The organism is Neomesorhizobium albiziae, from assembly GCF_900114255.1.
Classification (GTDB): Bacteria; Pseudomonadota; Alphaproteobacteria; order Rhizobiales; family Rhizobiaceae; genus Neomesorhizobium; species Neomesorhizobium albiziae.
Genome location: NZ_FOSL01000021.1, coordinates 23,132 through 39,617 on the forward strand (window position 1 = coordinate 23,132; position 16,486 = coordinate 39,617).

General features: G+C 62.8%; 12 protein-coding genes. 9 read left to right on the forward strand and 3 right to left on the reverse strand.

The window, feature by feature from the left end; translation table 11 throughout:
- The first annotated feature begins 215 nt into the window (after positions 1–215).
- The 6 genes from F3H98_RS23965 (at position 216) to F3H98_RS23985 (ending at position 8,500) form a co-directional block, all read left to right on the forward strand.
- The gene (locus F3H98_RS23965; RefSeq protein ID WP_149762861.1) at positions 216–1,988 is read left to right on the forward strand and encodes an IucA/IucC family protein; all 1,773 of its coding nucleotides are present in this window, start codon (positions 216–218) and stop codon (positions 1,986–1,988) included.
- On the forward strand, positions 1,972–3,681 hold the full coding sequence (locus F3H98_RS31250) for an IucA/IucC family protein (protein ID WP_188130538.1): 1,710 nt from the start codon (positions 1,972–1,974) through the stop codon (positions 3,679–3,681). Before F3H98_RS23965 ends, F3H98_RS31250 begins: the two co-directional genes overlap by 17 nt.
- 9 nt (positions 3,682–3,690) lie before the next feature.
- Complete coding sequence (locus F3H98_RS31255; protein ID WP_188130539.1) at positions 3,691–4,962, forward strand: AMP-binding protein; 1,272 nt, start codon at positions 3,691–3,693, stop codon at positions 4,960–4,962.
- Positions 4,959–6,305: a DUF6005 family protein gene (locus F3H98_RS23975; RefSeq protein WP_244621863.1), complete on the forward strand. Its 1,347-nt coding sequence runs from the start codon at positions 4,959–4,961 to the stop codon at positions 6,303–6,305. Before F3H98_RS31255 ends, F3H98_RS23975 begins: the two co-directional genes overlap by 4 nt.
- The gene (locus tag F3H98_RS23980) at positions 6,302–7,147 is read left to right on the forward strand and encodes a sugar phosphate isomerase/epimerase family protein (protein ID WP_149762862.1); all 846 of its coding nucleotides are present in this window, start codon (positions 6,302–6,304) and stop codon (positions 7,145–7,147) included. The genes F3H98_RS23975 and F3H98_RS23980 overlap by 4 nt, the downstream gene beginning before the upstream one ends.
- Before the next feature lie 318 nt (positions 7,148–7,465).
- Complete coding sequence (locus tag F3H98_RS23985) at positions 7,466–8,500, forward strand: trans-3-hydroxy-L-proline dehydratase (RefSeq protein WP_149762863.1); 1,035 nt, start codon at positions 7,466–7,468, stop codon at positions 8,498–8,500.
- Here the strand turns inward: F3H98_RS23985 and F3H98_RS23990 are convergent.
- A complete protein-coding gene (locus F3H98_RS23990; RefSeq protein ID WP_149762864.1) occupies positions 8,497–9,681 on the reverse strand; it encodes an amino acid aminotransferase in 1,185 nt (394 codons plus the stop codon). The two genes, F3H98_RS23985 and F3H98_RS23990, sit on opposite strands and share 4 nt — an antisense overlap.
- 21 nt (positions 9,682–9,702) lie before the next feature.
- Positions 9,703–13,149 carry an indolepyruvate ferredoxin oxidoreductase family protein gene (locus tag F3H98_RS23995; protein ID WP_149762865.1) on the reverse strand — a complete coding sequence of 1,149 codons (3,447 nt, stop codon included), beginning with the start codon at positions 13,147–13,149 and terminating at the stop codon, positions 9,703–9,705.
- Between the two features lie 155 nt (positions 13,150–13,304).
- Between F3H98_RS23995 and F3H98_RS24000 the strand changes: the two genes are divergently transcribed.
- On the forward strand, positions 13,305–13,763 hold the full coding sequence (locus F3H98_RS24000) for an Lrp/AsnC family transcriptional regulator (RefSeq protein ID WP_425294868.1): 459 nt from the start codon (positions 13,305–13,307) through the stop codon (positions 13,761–13,763).
- Between the two features lie 9 nt (positions 13,764–13,772).
- Here F3H98_RS24000 and F3H98_RS24005 read toward each other — a convergent pair whose 3' ends face one another.
- Positions 13,773–14,477 carry a DUF2161 domain-containing phosphodiesterase gene (locus tag F3H98_RS24005; RefSeq protein WP_149762867.1) on the reverse strand — a complete coding sequence of 235 codons (705 nt, stop codon included), beginning with the start codon at positions 14,475–14,477 and terminating at the stop codon, positions 13,773–13,775.
- Positions 14,478–14,726: 249 nt separating this feature from the next.
- Between F3H98_RS24005 and F3H98_RS24010 the strand changes: the two genes are divergently transcribed.
- Together F3H98_RS24010 and F3H98_RS24015 are read left to right on the forward strand one after the other, a co-directional pair.
- Entirely contained in the window at positions 14,727–15,383 is a 657-nt protein-coding gene (locus F3H98_RS24010; RefSeq protein ID WP_149762868.1) for a helix-turn-helix domain-containing protein, read from the forward strand.
- Between the two features lie 32 nt (positions 15,384–15,415).
- The gene (locus F3H98_RS24015; protein WP_149762869.1) at positions 15,416–16,486 is read left to right on the forward strand and encodes an extracellular solute-binding protein; all 1,071 of its coding nucleotides are present in this window, start codon (positions 15,416–15,418) and stop codon (positions 16,484–16,486) included.

Genomic DNA, 16,486 nt, shown 5'->3' on the forward strand with positions numbered 1-16,486 from the left:
CGCCAGCGCTTCAACCTCCGTCAGTTGACAATCGACACGGATATGCAGTTCCAGGTTGATCAGCACACTTGACAGCGATAACATGACAAGCGTAGTTAAGTTTTAACCGCGGACGCAGCAAGGCAGGTCCTTCACGCGCGGTGTTTTCAAAATCCAGGAAATTCGAACGGAGCGCCCTGCCCCCGGCCTCTGGATGACACACGGCGTTCGCACGAATGATCGACAAGAATCAGATTGCAGCGGAACAGGCTACGTTCCGAAGCTTCGCAAACAGCTACCTGCGCGAGTTGAACCCCGGAATTCCGGTGTTTCATCGCATCGGTGAGCGGAATTTCGATTGCGTGGAGATTTCCCTGCCCACGCGGCATGCCGTTCTGCGCATCGAAATCAAATCCCGCTCGCTTTGTGGAATGCACCTCTTCGGGCAGATCTGGATTCGCCAGGATGCCGGGTTGAACTGGCGCGAGATAGAGCCTCTGCTGGCCCTGCATATGCTTGTGCTCTCAGCCGCGGAGGGTGGATCGGCGACCCATCGGCAGATCGAAGTTGAGCTTATCGAAAGGATTTTCCTGAGCTGCCAGGCGACGAAGCGTTATCTCGACGCCGCCGATCGAACCGCGCCTTCACCGGTCGGCTTTATTGCCGCGGAGCAATCCTTGTATTTCGGGCATCCGCTGCATCCGACGCCAAAAAGCCTGCAGGGCATGACGGACTGGCAACAGGCCGTCTACGCCCCTGAACTGCGCGGCTGTTTCCAGCTCACCTATTTCGCTGCCGCTGCCCATCTCGTGCGCGGGGATTCCGCCCGCAACGCGGTGGCTTCCATAGTCGAATCCCTGCTGGGAAATGACGCGGGTAAAGTCGCCGCCGGCAATGGCGAAACGCTTCTACCCATGCATCCGCTTCAGGCTGAAGCATTGATGCTTGATCCTCCGGTGCGGGCGCTCATGGCTTCCGGCCAGATCCGGCACCTCGGTCCGGCAGGATCTACGTTCACGGCCACTTCCTCGGTACGCACGGTCTACAGCGACGCCGCCGCCTGGATGCCGAAATTCTCGCTTCCTATCCGCATCACCAATTCCAGGCGCTTGAACAGGCGCCATGAACTGGAGGCCGGCGTGGCCGTGGCTCGCTTGTTCGAACGAGCCGGGATCGACACTTTCGATCCGCGTCTCGGCTTCCTCCACGACAGTGCATATGTGACGTTGGATATTCCCGGCCAGGCGGAAAGTGGATTTGAGGTTATTTTCCGCGAAAACCCGTTCCGGGGGCGTGCCGGCGATCCAGTGATAACGGTTTCGGCGCTGACGGCCGAACCGCCTCCCGGCGGGAGTTCGCTGTTCGAAAGCGTCATCCGCAGTGTCGCGCGCAATCATGATATCACCATGCAACACGCTTGCCGGCGCTGGTTCGAATGCTATCTCGATTGTGCGCTCGATCCGCTGGTCAGACTCTACGACCGGTTTGGCGTCGCGCTGGAGGCGCATCAGCAGAACAGCCTGCTCGACCTTTCGCAACAGGGACTGCCGAGCCGGTATCTCTATCGCGACAGCCAGGGATTCTACCTCTCGAACGCTTTCAAGGCACGGTGGTATGGCCTGGTTCCCGAGATCGTGCAGGTTCGCGGCCTCTTCTTCGATGACCGTGAAATCCGTGATCGGTTCTCCTACTACCTCATCGTCAACCAGATCTTCTCCGTCATCGCACGCGCCGGACATGACGGCCTGGCGAGCGAGGCCGAATTGCTTGGTGTGCTGCGCACGAGGCTGAAGAAACTTGCCGGCGAGATGACCGGCGCCGGCGGCGAATTCGCTGCCGGTCTGCTGGACAAACCGAACATCACCGCAAAAGCCAACTTGGCGATACGGCTGCGCAATGTCGATGAATTGGCAGCCAGCGGCAACACGATCTATACGCATTTTCCCAATCCGTTGAGCCGCATCGGGCTTTTCAAGGCCGCGGAGATGGCGCATGCCATTGCCTCTTGATCTCCACGGCACTCCGGCGCGGCGCGTCATGCGCCAGTTGGCCGAGGCATTGGTCTATGAAGGCCTCGTCGAGTGTGCTGTGTCTCGCCGTGGCGAAAAATATCGCTTCGAATGGTCCTACGATGGCGGCGCGATACGCTGCGAAGGACATGTCGGCGCCTTCGGCCGCGTCAGGATCGTTCCCGAAACGATCGAACATGGCTGTGGCGGCCAATGGCGGCCGGCGACGCTCGACGATCTTCTGGCGAGCGCGGGTGGCTGTCCCCAAAGGCGCGCTGAGCTTGCATTCGAACTGGACCGGACGCTTGATTTAAGCGCCTGGAACGACGGAAATCTTTCTCCCCGGCCGCGTCGTGATCTGCCATTCGCTGAACTCGACAGCGCGATGGACGAGGGGCATCCCTACCATCCCTGCTTCAAGGCGCGCACCGGTTTCGACCACCATGACCAAGCGGCGTACGGCCCCGAGGCACGCAATTCGTTCCAACTAGCCTGGCTGGCGATTGCGCCCGAACGCCTGCACTCGGCACTTCCCTCGGACGAACAGCCCTTCTGGACGCAGGAACTCGGCGCTGAAACCTATTCGATCCTAAATGAACGGCGCACCCGGCTCGGTGGCGATGCAGGGCGGTTCGGCCTGATGCCGCTGCATCCCTGGCAGTGGAGAGCATTGCAGGGATCGGCGTTGGCTGGCTGGCTGGCGGAGGGTTCGGCCGTTTACCTCGGCGAGGTTGGCGACCGCTACACGGCGAGCCAATCCGTGCGGACCCTCTTCAATCGCGACCATCCGCAACGCGCCAATCTCAAACTGCCGATGAACCTCGTCAACTCGTCGGCCATGCGCATCATCGAACCGCATTCAGTGTGCAGCGCGCCCACGATCAGTCGCTGGCTCAAGGAGATCGTCGCCAGCGATCGACTGCTCGAGGAGCGCTACCCGCTTGCGATACTCGGCGAATATGCCGGCACGGTCGCGGATCGCGACGGTCCGCTTGCCGGACAGATTGCAGCGATCTGGCGCGAAGACGTGACAGCCGGCCTGAAGCCCGGCGAATCTGCGGCGCCCCTCAACGCGCTGATGGCCGTGGAGAGTGACGGCCGGCCGTTCATCGCCGACTGGATAGAGCGGTACGGGCTGGATGCCTGGCTCAGCAGGCTTGTGGACAGGGTGGTGATGCCGGTGTGTCACCTTCTCGTCGCCCATGGCATCGCAACGGAATCGCATGGCCAGAACCTGATCCTGATCCATCGCGACGGCTGGCCGGCCAGGCTGGCGATGCGTGACTTCCACGACAGCGTCGAATACGTACCCTCCTTCCTGCGCGACCCCCACAGGGTTCCCGACTTCGCCACCTTGAACCCCGCCTATCGCGATGCCGCGCCCAACCAATATTACTGGATGGAGAGCGCTCCGTTGCTCGGCGAACTCTTCCTCGACGCCCTGTTCGTCTACAACCTCGCCGAAATCTCACACCTCCTCCACCGCTGCTACGGCCTCGACGAAGCGGTGTTCTGGTCCGACGTCGGCCGGCGGTTGCAGAGCCATTTCCAACAGTTCGGACTGACCCGCCGGGAGGCCGAACTTGGGCTTTTCCAGCCTCGTATCCGCACCGAATCGCTGCTTCGGCGCAAGCTCTCACGCCCTGGCGCAGAATGCGCCCACGAAATCCCCAACAGTCTGGTAGCCGCGTAAGGAGACAGAATGATCAGAATTAACGACACGGTCTTCGATCAGGCCTATTTCCGGGACGCGTCGGACCGCGTCGCCGCTGCTGCCCATCTCGACAGGCGCGCCGGCGATCGTTTTGCGGTCTGTTTCTCGGAAGCGCAGGATTGGCTTGCGTTCTTCTTCGCCGCACGCGCTGCCGGCGCGAGCATTCTGCCGCTGCATCCCTCGACACCCTATGCCGCGGCGCGCCGTCAGGCCGAGACGGCAAAGTGCAACTGGCTTTTCTACAACCGACTGGAAGGCGAACCGATCTGCGAGGAACGGTCGGTTGGGCCGGGGCAGCTGTTGCAGATGAGCTCGGGCACGACCGGCGAACCGAAATGCATCGCGCGCGCCTGGAGCGACATCGACAACGAGATCGAACACTATACGGCTGCGTTCACCGGGCCGCAGGATATGACGCCGCTGGTCGCCTGCCCGACCACCCATTCCTACGGCCTGATCTGCGGCATACTGGTGGCGCTGAAGCGGGGCCGGACGCCCGCCATACTGGATACGGGCAATCCTAAATTCCTGCTGCGCAAACTGCGGGAAACGGAGCGGCCCTACCTGATTTCGTCGCCGGCGGTCCTGCATACGCTTGCCAGGCTCATGCCGGCCGATGAAAAAATCCACGCGACAATGACCTCGGGGACGCTACTGCCCGAACCCTGGTTCGATCAGATCCGGCGCAAGTCCATCCATATGTTCCAGCAATATGGCTGCTCGGAAGCAGGCTGCATCGCCATCAACTCCGAAGTCCAGGCGGCGAATGAAGTCGGCTATGTACTGCCACGCTTCTCGCTGCGCGACGCCGGCTCCGCCGGCGATCCGAAGGAGATCGCCGTCGAGCGCGCAGGCACGACGGTGGAAACGCGCGACCTCGGCTATCGCCGCGAGGACGGCATGCTGGTCTTCCTTTCGCGCCTCGACGATTTGATCAACGTGTCCGGCCTCAACGTCTACCCGAAGGAGGTAGAGGACGTGGTGATGACGTTAGAAGGCATCGGCGACGCCGTCGTGTTCCGCAAGCAGGATGCATTCGCGGGCGAGCGTGTCGCGCTCCTCTTCAGCGCCGACCGGACGATTGACCGGGCACGGCTGCGGGAATGGTGCGCCGAACGCCTCGCGGCACACCAGATGCCGACCGAAATCGTCCAGGTGGAGCGGATCCCGCGACAGGCGAACGGCAAGATCTCCAGGCGCGACGTGGCTGCTCGTTATGGCGCCGGCGAATTCGCGGCAACACAGACGGAGGCGGCATGATGACCCGCGATCAGGTGCTCCGTGCGATCGAAACGATCCTGCGCGACAAGCTCAACCACAAGCACATGAACATGTTCGCGCCCGATGCGCGGCTGAACGAGGACCTTTATCTCGATTCCGTGCTCATTCTGGAAATCATGCTCGGCCTCGAACTCGAGCATGGCGTGGCGTTGCCGGAGGAGGTCATCAGCCGCCAGGACCTCGAGACTGTCGACGATCTGGCGCGGCTGTTCGTCGAAGCATCGGACTCCGGCCGAACAAAGGTGAAGCCGAGCGAAGCGCTGGCCTTCACCCGCGCCGAACAGGAAGCGAACGAGCGGATCGGCGTGCATGGCGAGGACTATGTCGACATCAAGGTTCACTGCTTCGTCAGCAATGTCTGCCACGCCGTGAAGCAAAGGCAACTCGATCATCGGCCTTTCTTCTTTGGCGTCTGGGATGCGGGCTTCGCCATCGATGGAAGCTGGCGGCTTGCCTATCACGCGCCTGAAATCAATCACGACTTCTTCCGCGACTGGTTCGAGCGTCTGTACGGTCCGAAGGTCCGCCAATGGTACCGGCCGGACGCTGCGAAGCAGCAGAACCTGGCGACGATGCTGGAGCTTCTGGAGCACAAGAAGCCGAGCGAATACCTGATGGTCATGCTCGACCTCTTCCACCTGCCCGAGCGCGAGAACAAATTCAACCAGAACCCGTTTCCGCACTATCTGATGCTCGAGGACACCGACGACCCTGCGGTGTGGATGGTTCTGGACCCCGACTTCCGCTGGGAAGGCAGGATCGAAAAGGAAAAAGTCATCAACGCGATCATGCAGCCGACGGTGGCGGGGGGCTTCATCTTCGACGCCGCCGACATCAGGAAACCCTCCCCCGTCGATCTGCGCGACTACTTCCTCGCCTGTTTTCACGAGGACGACAATCTTTTGACGCGCGCCGCCCGTGAGATCGTCCGCGCCCATGTCGAAGGCCGCGACGGCGTCCAGCTCACTGCGCTTGCCACGGCCTTGCGTGAACTGCCGGTCCTCTCCATCCGCAAATACGCGCTCGAGCACGGCTTCGCCTTCTTCTGGCGGTCGATGCAGCTTTCGAACGCCGAATTCGACATCATTTGCGACGACATCGAAGCGCTGATCCAGGAATTCAAGTCGCTTCACTATGCCATCATGAAGCTCAGCCAAACCGGCTCCGACGCCGCGGCGGCGCGTGTCTTCGAAAAGCTCGATGCGCTGGACGCGATGGAGCGCAGCCTCAAGGGCCGTCTCGCCCAGACCTACCGGATATGGTGCGACACGCACGGCCTTCTTCACACTCCGCGCCACGTTCCGGAAGGGGCCGTCGCATGAGACTGTCGCTCTGCACGATAACGTTTCGCCATCATCTGCTGTCGCTCGAAGACATCGCACGCTGGGCGGCGGCGAACAATTTCCAGGGCATCGAACTGTGGGCAGCGCACGCCCGCAACATGCAGCACATGACCGACCGTGACGCCGACTGGATGGCGGCGTTCGGCCTTTCCGTGCCGATGCTCAGCGACTATCTCCCCCTCGACGAAGACCTGGCGTCGCTTCGCTACGCCACATCGAATCTCTGCCGCCTTGCCCGCCGCTGGGGCGCTGGCAAGGTGCGAACGTTCGCGGGCAAAACAGCCAGCCGCGATATCTCGCCCGAAGGCCGCTGGCGGCTTTCGGCCCGGCTCAAAGACGCCTGCATGATCGCCCATGACCAGGGCTGCCAGCTCCTGGTCGAGACACACCCGGGAACGCTTGCCGACACGCTGCCGTCGACGCAGCGCCTCATCGAAGAGACCGATCACCCGGCGCTCGGCGTCAATTTCGACACCTTGCATGTCTGGGAGGGCGGCGACGATCCGGTTGCCGCGCATCGCGCGCTGCTGCCGCACATCCGGCACTACCATTTGAAAAACGTGCGCTCGCGCGCCGACCTCGCCGTGTTCGAGCCGGCCAATGTCTACGCGGCAGCAGGCAAGCGAACCGGAATGACGGCTCTCTTCGACGGCGCCGTGGATTATCTGGAATTCCTGGACGAAGTATTCCAGCGCGACGATGTCGATGCGTCGCTCGAATGGTTCGGCGGCGATTGCTTCAGCATCCTCGCCAACGACGCCCGCAACATGCGCCTTCTCAAGGCTGACCGGGATGCGCCAATCCGCGCCGGAGTGGCCTGAGACTCCGTTTCCCAGAGCGTTTTGCCGCCAGGCGGATCCACCCGGCGTCACACACGCGGCTAAGAGACCATTTGGAAATCCGTCAGGGCGTGGCGGAATCGAAGATGGGCGCGTTAGCGACCAAACAGGTTATTTCGAGAACCGGAGCGCAGCGTACATTTGGGTACGTGAGCACCGGAAGCGCAGAAATTGCCATTTGCAGCCCGCCATCACGGATTTCCAAACGGTCTCTAAACAACAGATAGAGCGCAATGCCCGGTTCAACCCGGATGCATTCCGCTCTATGACTGCGGCGGCCGCGTCGCGAGGAGGGCAAGCATGCGCAGCAGCAAGGTGATCCACATCGTTTCCTGCCATGCCGAAGGCGAGGTGGGCGACGTCATCGTCGGCGGTGTGGCGCCGCCGCCCGGCCAAACGCTTTGGGAGCAGCGGCGTTTCATCGCCGAAGAGAAAACCTTGCGGAACTTCGTGCTCAACGAACCGCGCGGCGGCGTCTTCAGGCACGTGAACCTGCTTGTCCCGCCCAAAGACCCGCGCGCCGCGATGGGGTTCATCATCATGGAACCGGAAGACACGCCGCCGATGTCCGGCTCCAATTCGATCTGCGTTTCGACGGTTCTGCTCGACAGCGGCATCGTTCCGATGCAGGAGCCGGAAACGCGATTTGTGCTTGAAGCGCCCGGCGGCCTGGTCGAGGTCGCGGCGGCCTGCCGAAATGGCAAGGCCGAGCGGATCGCGGTCACCAACGTGCCGTCCTTCGCCGACAAGCTCGATGCGAAACTCGAAGTCGACGGCCTCGGCACGCTGACGGTCGACACGGCTTACGGTGGCGACAGCTTCGTCATCGCCGACGCCCGCGCGCTGGGGTTTGCTGTGTCGCCCGACGAAGCCCGCGAGCTTGCCGAAACCGGCATCAAGATCACTCGCGCGGCCAACGAGCAACTCGGCTTCTCGCACCCCGAAAATCCGGAGTGGGACCACATCTCGTTCTGCCAGCTGACGCTCCCTATCGAAGAAAAGGACGGCATGCTGCATGGCCGCAATACGGTCGTCATCCAGCCGGCCAAGCTCGACCGCTCGCCGACCGGCACCGGCTGCTCGGCACGCATGGCGGTGCTCCATGCGCGCGGGCTGATGAAGGTCGGCCAGCGCTTCACCGGCCACTCGATCATCGATTCCACGTTTGAGTGCCGCATCCTCAGAGAGACGGCGGTCGCCGGCCGCCGGGCCATAGTGCCGGAGATTTCCGGCCGCGCCTGGGTCACCGGCACACACCAGCTGATGCTCGACCCCGACGATCCCTGGCCGTCCGGCTACCGGCTCGCCGACACCTGGCCCATCCTTGCGGGTTAGCTGGTGACGGCCACGATCGCCTTGGCGAGATAGTCCAGCCGGTCGCCCGGTAGGCCCGCGACATTGATGCGGCTGTCGCCAACGATATAGATGCCGTGCTCCACACGCAGCCGTTCGACCTCTTCGGGGCTGATGCCAAGGCGCGAGAACATGCCGCGGTGATGCGCCACGAAATCGTAGCGGTCGGAATTGGACTGTCGCCGCAGTGCCTCGGCAAGCCCTTCTCGCAGCGACACCATGCGCAGGCGCATCGTTTCGAGTTCGGCCAGCCAGTCGGCGCGCAGAGCGTCATCTTCGAGAATGATGCGCACGGCGGCGGCGCCATGATCCGGCGGCATCGAATACATGCCGCGCGTCACCGACTGCAATTGTCCGACCGCGACATTCGCCTCGGTTTCGTTGCGTCCCATCAGCATCGCCGCGCCGACACGGTCCCGGTAGACCGAGAAATTCTTCGAGCAGCTCGCCGCGACCGCCATTTCAGGCGCCTTGGCGGCAAGGATGCGCAGTCCCTCGGCGTCCTCGTCGAGCCCGTCGCCAAAACCCTGATAGGCGATGTCGACGAACGGAAACAGGCCGCGCGCGACGAGCAGGTCGGCCAGCGCCGACCACTGTTCCCGGTCAAGATTGGCGCCGGTCGGGTTGTGGCAGCAGCCATGCAGAAGCACAATGTCGCCGGCCTTGGCCGCGCCCAGCGTTTCCATCATCGCGTCGAAACGCACGGCGCCGGTGGCCGGGTCGAAATAGGGATAGTCGCGGGTAACAAGCCCGGCCGCCTTCATCATCGGCACATGGTTCGGCCATGTCGGGTCGGAGAGCCAGACGGTAGCGCCCGGCCGCACCTTCGCCAGCAGTTCGCCGAGAATCCGCAAAGCGCCGGAACCGCCGGGCGCCTGGCAGGCGCGGATGCGTTTCGTGTCGGCATTCGCGCCGAACACCAGCGTGACCATCGCCGCGTTGAAGGCGACATCGCCGGCAAGGCCGAGATAAGTCTTGGTGCTCTGCGTCTGGTAAAGCCGCTGTTCAGCCTCGCGCACCGCCCGCATGATGACGGTCTTGCCGTGCTCATCCTTGTAGACGCCGACGCCAAGATCGATCTTGTCCGGCCGCGGATCCTCACGGTACATCCCGATCAGGGCGAGGATCTTGTCAGGCTGGGCAGGCTGCAGCGTCTCGAACATCGAAGATAATCCCGAAAAAGATTAGGCCGCCGTCTGATAAGCCGGTTCGGGCTTCTGTGCCAGCATATCAGCGACATTTGCCTTCACCTTTTTCACCGCCTCCTCCTTGACCGGGCCGTAGCCGCGTATGTCCATCGGCGCCCTGGCAAGCGCGAGCTGCGCCTGCGGCCCGCTTTCGCCGAGCCGCGCCAGCATCGTCGCGACCAGGTCTTCGTACCATCCGATCAGGTCGCGCTCCATGCGCCGCTCGGCGGTGTAGCCGAAAATGTCGAAGGCGGTGCCGCGCAGCCCCTTCATCCGCGCCAGCAGCCTGAACGGCGCCTGCATCCACTGGCCGAACTGTTTCTTGCGCGGCCTGCCCCGCGCATCCCTCCCGAGCGGCAGGAGCGGCGGTGCGAGGTGGTAGTTCACCTTGAAATCGCCCTCGAAGTTCCGCCGCAGCTCGTCAAGGAAGCCGGTTTCCATGTGCAACCGCGCCACCTCGTATTCGTCCTTGTAGGACATCAGCTTGAACAGCGAACGCGCCACCGCGTCGGTCAGCGCCTCTGAAGCGAACGGCTGTTCGGCGGTCCGTACACGCTCGACTGCTGCCCTGTAGCGCGCGGCCCAGGCATCGTTCTGGTAGTCGCGCAGGAAAGCCTCGCGCCGCGCAATCACCTCGTCCAGCGTCTCAGCGGCAGGCGCGGCATCAGGTTCGGCAAAGGCCCGGTCGACGCAGGCCAGGCGTCCCGCAGCGAACGCTTGCTTGTTCTTGTCAACCTCGACGCCGTTCAGCGTCACAGCCTGCATCAGCGCCTCCAGGGACACCGGAACCAGCCCCTTCTGCCAGGCAAAACCTAGCATGATCATGTTGGCGAAAACCGTATCGCCAAACAGGTTATCCGCCAGTTCATTGGCGTTGAAGGTCTCGACATTCTCGTTGACCAGCACCTTGGCGATCGCCGCGAGCCTCGTGCGCGACGCAAGGTCGGCATCGCGGAAACGCACAATGTCGCCGGTCGGCATTTCGGCGGCGTTGACCACAGCCCTCGTTCCGCAGCGATAGGCCGTCGATGCTTTCGGCGAGGAGGACACGACGAGATCGCAGCCGATCAGCGCGTCGGCGGCGCCCTGGTCGATGCGCACCTGGTTGATGTCATCCGGCTTGCGGCCCAGCCGAATGAAGCTCAGCACCGGGCCGAATTTCTGCGCGAAGCCGGTGAAATCCAGCACCGACGCTCCCTTGCCTTCGAGATGTGCTGCCATGGTGATCACCGCGCCGACGGTGATGACGCCGGTGCCGCCGACGCCGGTGACCAAAAGGTCGTAGGGTTTGTCGAGCGAATGCAGCGCCGGATTCGGCAATCCCCTCGCCTTGTCCGCGTAGCCGCTGCCCGATGCCTTCTTCCGACGCGTTGCGCCCTCCACCGTCACGAAGCTCGGACAGAACCCATTGAGGCAGGAAAAATCCTTGTTGCAGCTCGACAGGTTGATCTTGCGCTTGCGACCGAATGGCGTCTCCTTCGGTTCCACGCTCAGGCAGTTCGATTCCACCGAGCAGTCGCCGCAGCCCTCGCACACCAGTTCGTTGATGAAGGCGAAACGCTTGGGGTCTTCTAGCGTGCCGCGCTTGCGCCGCCGCCGTTTCTCTGTGGCGCAGGCCTGCTCGTAGATCAGCACCGAAACGCCCGGCACCTCGCGCAGCTCCCGCTGCACCGGATCGAGGTCGCGGCGGTGATGGATGGTGACGCCTTTCGGCAGTTCGGCCCGGTCGAACTTGTCCGGATCATCGGAAACCAGCGCGATCCGCTCGACGCCTTCCGCCCGCACCGTCTGGGCGACGGCGTGGACGCTGACCGGCCCGTCGACCGGCTGGCCGCCTGTCATCGCCACCGCATCGTTGTAGAGGATCTTGTAGGTGATGTTGGCTTTCGCCGCGATCGCCTGGCGGATAGCCATGGAGCCGGAATGGTAATAGGTGCCCTCGCCGAGATTCTGGAAGATGTGCCCGTTGCCGGTAAACTTCGACGACGCCGCCCAGTTGACGCCTTCGCCGCCCATCTGGATCAGCGAGCTCGTCTCGCGGTCCATCCAGCTCGCCATGAAATGGCAGCCGATACCGGCGAGCGCCTTGGAGCCCTCCGGCACCTTGGTCGAGGAATTGTGCGGACAGCCTGAGCAGAAATAGGGCGTGCGCGCCGCACCCGGAACCTGGATCAGCCGGCCGGCATCCGGCGACAGCGCTGCTGCCTTTTCGGTGAGCCCAAGACCGGGAAACATCGCGTCGAGCCGCTTGGCGACGATCGGCGCCAAAAGGCGCGGCGACAATTCGCCAGTCCATGGGATCAGCCGCTCGCCCGCCTCGTCGCGCTTGCCCACCATGGCGCGCGGCTTGTGGCCGGGATAGTCGTAGAAATATTCCTTGAACTGGCTCTCGATGATGCCGCGCTTTTCCTCGACGACCAGAACCTCATGTTTCTCCTTGACGAAGTCGAGCGCATCGCGACGCGCCAGCGGCCACACCATGCCGACCTTGTAGATGTCGATGCCGATGCGCCGGCATTCTGCCTCACCGAGGCCCAGGAGCCGCAACGCCTCCATCAGGTCAAGGTGCGCCTTGCCGGTGGTGACGATGCCGTAGGTCGCATGCGGAACGACATAGATATGGCGGTCGATCGGATTGGCCTCGGCGAAGGCGAACACGGCGTGTTTCTTCGCCTCCATGCGCTCCTCGATCTGCGGGCCGGGCAGGTCCGGCCAGCGATAGTGGAGGCCGCCGGGCGGCGCGGCGAAATCGGGTTCGTTGAAAACGCGCGGCGGCAAAATGTCGACGGAAGCGGCGGACTCCACCGTCTCCGAAATCGCCTTGAAACCCACCCACATGCCGGAAAAGCGCGATAGCGCGTAGCCATATTCGCCGAACGCCAGATATTCGGCCACCGAAGCGGGGTTCAGCGTCGGCATGAACCACGCCATGAAAGCGACGTCCGACTGGTGCGGCATCGAGGAGGACACGCAGCCATGGTCGTCGCCGGCCACCACCAGCACACCGCCATGCGGCGAGGAGCCGTAGGCGTTGCCATGCTTCAGCGCATCGCCGGCGCGGTCGACGCCAGGCCCCTTCCCGTACCACAGGCCGAACACGCCTTCGACGGTGCGGTCGGGATTGGTCTCGACCTGCTGCGATCCGAGCACTGCCGTCGCAGCCAGATCCTCGTTCACCGCCGGCAGGAACTCGATCCGGTTTTCGGCGACCAGTTTCTCGGCGCGCCACAGTTCGAGGTCGACGCCGCCGAGCGGTGAACCCCGGTAACCGGAGATGAAACCGGCGGTATCGAGGCCGGCGGCGCGGTCGCGGCGCGCCTGATCGAGCGCCACCCGCACCAGCGCCTGCGTACCGGTCATGAAGACCCGGCCTTCTGCCTTGAGATAGCGGTCGTCCAGCCGGTATCCCGCGCCTTGTATCTGCTGCTGGGTGGCTTGATCCATGATCTGGCTTCCTCCGCATAAAGCTGTCGATAGACAGTTTATCGGATGGCGCTGGACAAATTCTCCAAATCCCCCTCTGATTAGGCAAAGATCGGCACAACCTACCGAATTACCGTATGATTTCGGAACACTTTTTCGATTTGGGAGAACTATCCTTGGAACTCAGCGAAACCGACCGCCGCCTGTTGCGCGTGCTTCAGGCCGACGCGCGCATTTCCAACCAGGAACTCGCCGAGCGCGCCGGCATGTCGGCTTCCGCCTGCTGGCGGCGGGTCAAGGCGCTGGAGGATGCCGGCGTCATTACCGGCTATCCGGCAATCGTCAGCGCAGAAAATGCCGGCCTGAAATTCAGCGCCATCGTCCATGTCACGCTGACCCGACACGAGACGTCTCATGTCGCGACCTTTATCGCGCGTATCGTCGAGCGGCCCGAGGTACTTGAATGCTTTTCGACGACCGGCGAGGCCGACTACCATTTGCGCGTCGTCTGCCAGGACAAGGACGCCTACAATGTCTTTCTGGAGGATTTTCTGTTCCGCTTGCCCGGCATTGCGCATGTCCGCACCAATCTGGTGCTGAAGGACATCAAGCTGCACACGCGCGTTCCCGTGTAGCAATCCCTGCTATTCCGCCGCCGGCACCACCGCATCGGCTGCTGCGGCCACGCGCACGCGTGCATGCTCCGGCCAGCGCTCCAGCGCCTGGCGTCCCGCATCGGTGAGGTCGTAGACGCCACGGTCGGCGCGGACGAACCAGCCATAGACGTTGCGGCGCAGGATCTTCACGACATTCGGCATGCCGGCCTTCAGGTCGCGCGGCCGCCTCGGACCGTCTGCCATCGCAGCGGCGCACGCCAGCGCTTCCTGCCGATAGGCGGTCATGATCGGTCGGCGCGATCCGCCACCCATGGCGGGGTCGCCCTGCCGGCGCTTGTGTTCGTCGATCAGGCGCGAGCGTCGGCGCGGATCGCGGCGCGGCGCCGGAGCGACGGGACTGAGCAGCACATGCACCTCGCCGCGTTCGGTGATGCCGAGCAGCCCGAAACCGAGCCGACGGCAGAGGTTGCGGAACCGCGCATCGGCTTCGCGGCCCTTGCCGCGCGAAGACATGGAGGCCGCCAGCCACACCTCGTCGCTCGCCGCGATGCGGTCGATGCCTTGCAGCACGAGTTCGAGATTGAACCGGAGCTTGAGTTCGCAAACGACGACGATCGGCGGCTCGCCGGGGCTCAAGGCGAGCAGATCGCAGCCGCCGATCTCGCCTTTGACGGCAAACCCCAGCCTCTCGAGGAAATTCTTCACGGGAATATAGAGCGAAGTTTCCGGCACGAGGATCTAGCCCCTCGCCCCGCGCGTCCGTGACCCTAATGCCGGCAAATGCCGGGTGTGGCATGTCGGCCGAAAAGCCGAATCAAAGGCAACGGAGTTCATGCCGCATGAAGCATCCTCCCCGCCTGGTTCGCAACCGTCGGTCGGTGAACCGAAATAGCGGCTCGGTGAAATGTTCGAGCAAAATTTCATATCGACTTGCCTTTCCTGTTTTCACTTAATACGATGTTAAGTGAAACGGGATGAGCCATGCCACGCGCAAGAGCTTCCAGGACAGACGGACTGAATGGCGCCGGCTCGCAGCAGGCCAGTGGCGTCGGCCCCCGCATCAAGGCTCTCCGCACCGCCAGAAGCGTTTCGCTGCGCCAGCTTGCCGACATGATCGGCACTACGGCCAGCTTCATCAGCCAGCTCGAGCGTAACCTCTGCGGCGCCAATACCCCCACGCTGATGAAGATTGCCGCGGCACTTGATCTCGGCATCAACGACCTTTTCGAAGACAACGGCCGGCCACCGCACAAGGTGCTGACCCGCGAACACCGGCCGGTCGTTCCGGTCGGTGTCGGTGGCCGCAAGATGCTGTTGTCGCGCCGGCCGATCCACGAATTCGAGGTCTATGCCGGGCATTTCGAAGTCGGCGGCTCGACCGGCGCGGAAGCCTACACGCATGGAGGCGATCACGAGATGTTCATCGTGCTCAAGGGCACTGTGGAACTGACGCTTGGCGACGAGAGCCACATCATGGGCGAAGGCGATAGCGTCGAATACGCAACCTCGACGCCGCACCGCACGGTGAATGTCGGCGACACGCCGGCGGAGGTCTTGTGGATCATCGCACCGCCCACCAGCGGCGCAGTTGAACTCGATCAATACAGGCCCGGAAACCGCTCGCATCCGGGTGAATAAGAAACGCGAGTCTTCGAATGGGAGAGTTGAACATGAGACTGAAAATAGGACGTGCAGTTGGCTTGGCCGCGCTTCTGGCCACAACAGCCGCACTGGCGCAGTCGAAGCCGGTCGCCGGCGAAGTGGCCGAGGGTTCGCTGAAGGGAAAGACGCTTACCTTCGTGTCCTATGGCGGCATCTATCAGGATGGCCAGATCGCCGCGCTCAAGGAATTTATCGACAAGTCGGGCGTCCAGTTGCTGAGCGACGGTCCGACGGAGACCTCGAAGCTCCAGGCGCAGGTGGAATCCGGAAATGTCACCTGGGATGTTGTCGATACCGCCGATTTCCCGCCCTATGTCTATTGCGGCAAGCTGTTCCAGAAGCTCGACTTCTCGAAGATCGACATCTCCAACATTCCGGAAGGCCAGGTCAGCGAGTGCAGCGTGCCCGCCATGAACTACGGCGTCGTGCTGATGTACAAGAACGAGACATACAAGGACAATCCGCCGAAGAGCTGGGCCGATTTCTTCGACACCGAAAAATTCCCCGGCTCTCGCGCCATCGAAGGCAGTGGCGATTTTTCCGGCGGCTTCATGGAGCAGGCGCTGCTTGCTTCCGGCCAGCCTGTCGACAATCTGACGGTTGCCGATATCGACAAGGCGGTCGAAAAGATCAAGGCGATCGGCCCCGACACGATTTTCTGGAAAACTGGCGCGGAATCGCAGCAGCTCGCTGAATCCGGCGAAGCCGACATGATTGCCATGTGGACCGGTCGGGCTATGACCGCCGTGAAGAACGGCGCGGCCTACACGCCGGTGTGGCAGGATTGGCTGGTCGTCATGGATCAGCTGACCATCCCAATGGGCGTCAAGGATCCGGATGCCGCGCATGCGCTGATCAACGCCTATCTCGGCAAGGCGTCGCAGGAGACGCTCGCCAAGACCACCTCCTATACGCCGATCCACAAAGACGCCAAACCCGAGGTCGACGAGATCACCGCCGCGTTCATGACCAACACGCCGGACAAACTGAAGGTCGGCTACCAGCAGAACATCAAGTTCTGGGTCGCCAATTTCGAAGCGGCAAACGAGAAATGGAGCGCCATGCTGGCTGGCAACTGA

Excerpts from the sequence above, each read along its gene's own strand:
- F3H98_RS23965 (WP_149762861.1), top strand. The coding sequence starts at position 216 with ATGATCGACAAGAATCAGATTGCAGCGGAACAGGCTACGTTCCGAAGC.
- F3H98_RS31250 (WP_188130538.1), top strand. The coding sequence starts at position 1,972 with ATGCCATTGCCTCTTGATCTCCACGGCACTCCGGCGCGGCGCGTCATG.
- F3H98_RS31255 (WP_188130539.1), top strand. The coding sequence starts at position 3,691 with ATGATCAGAATTAACGACACGGTCTTCGATCAGGCCTATTTCCGGGAC.
- F3H98_RS23975 (WP_244621863.1), top strand. The coding sequence starts at position 4,959 with ATGATGACCCGCGATCAGGTGCTCCGTGCGATCGAAACGATCCTGCGC.
- F3H98_RS23980 (WP_149762862.1), top strand. The coding sequence starts at position 6,302 with ATGAGACTGTCGCTCTGCACGATAACGTTTCGCCATCATCTGCTGTCG.
- F3H98_RS23985 (WP_149762863.1), top strand. The coding sequence starts at position 7,466 with ATGCGCAGCAGCAAGGTGATCCACATCGTTTCCTGCCATGCCGAAGGC.
- F3H98_RS23990 (WP_149762864.1), bottom strand. The coding sequence starts at position 9,681 with ATGTTCGAGACGCTGCAGCCTGCCCAGCCTGACAAGATCCTCGCCCTG.
- F3H98_RS23995 (WP_149762865.1), bottom strand. The coding sequence starts at position 13,149 with ATGGATCAAGCCACCCAGCAGCAGATACAAGGCGCGGGATACCGGCTG.
- F3H98_RS24010 (WP_149762868.1), top strand. The coding sequence starts at position 14,727 with ATGCCACGCGCAAGAGCTTCCAGGACAGACGGACTGAATGGCGCCGGC.
- F3H98_RS24015 (WP_149762869.1), top strand. The coding sequence starts at position 15,416 with ATGAGACTGAAAATAGGACGTGCAGTTGGCTTGGCCGCGCTTCTGGCC.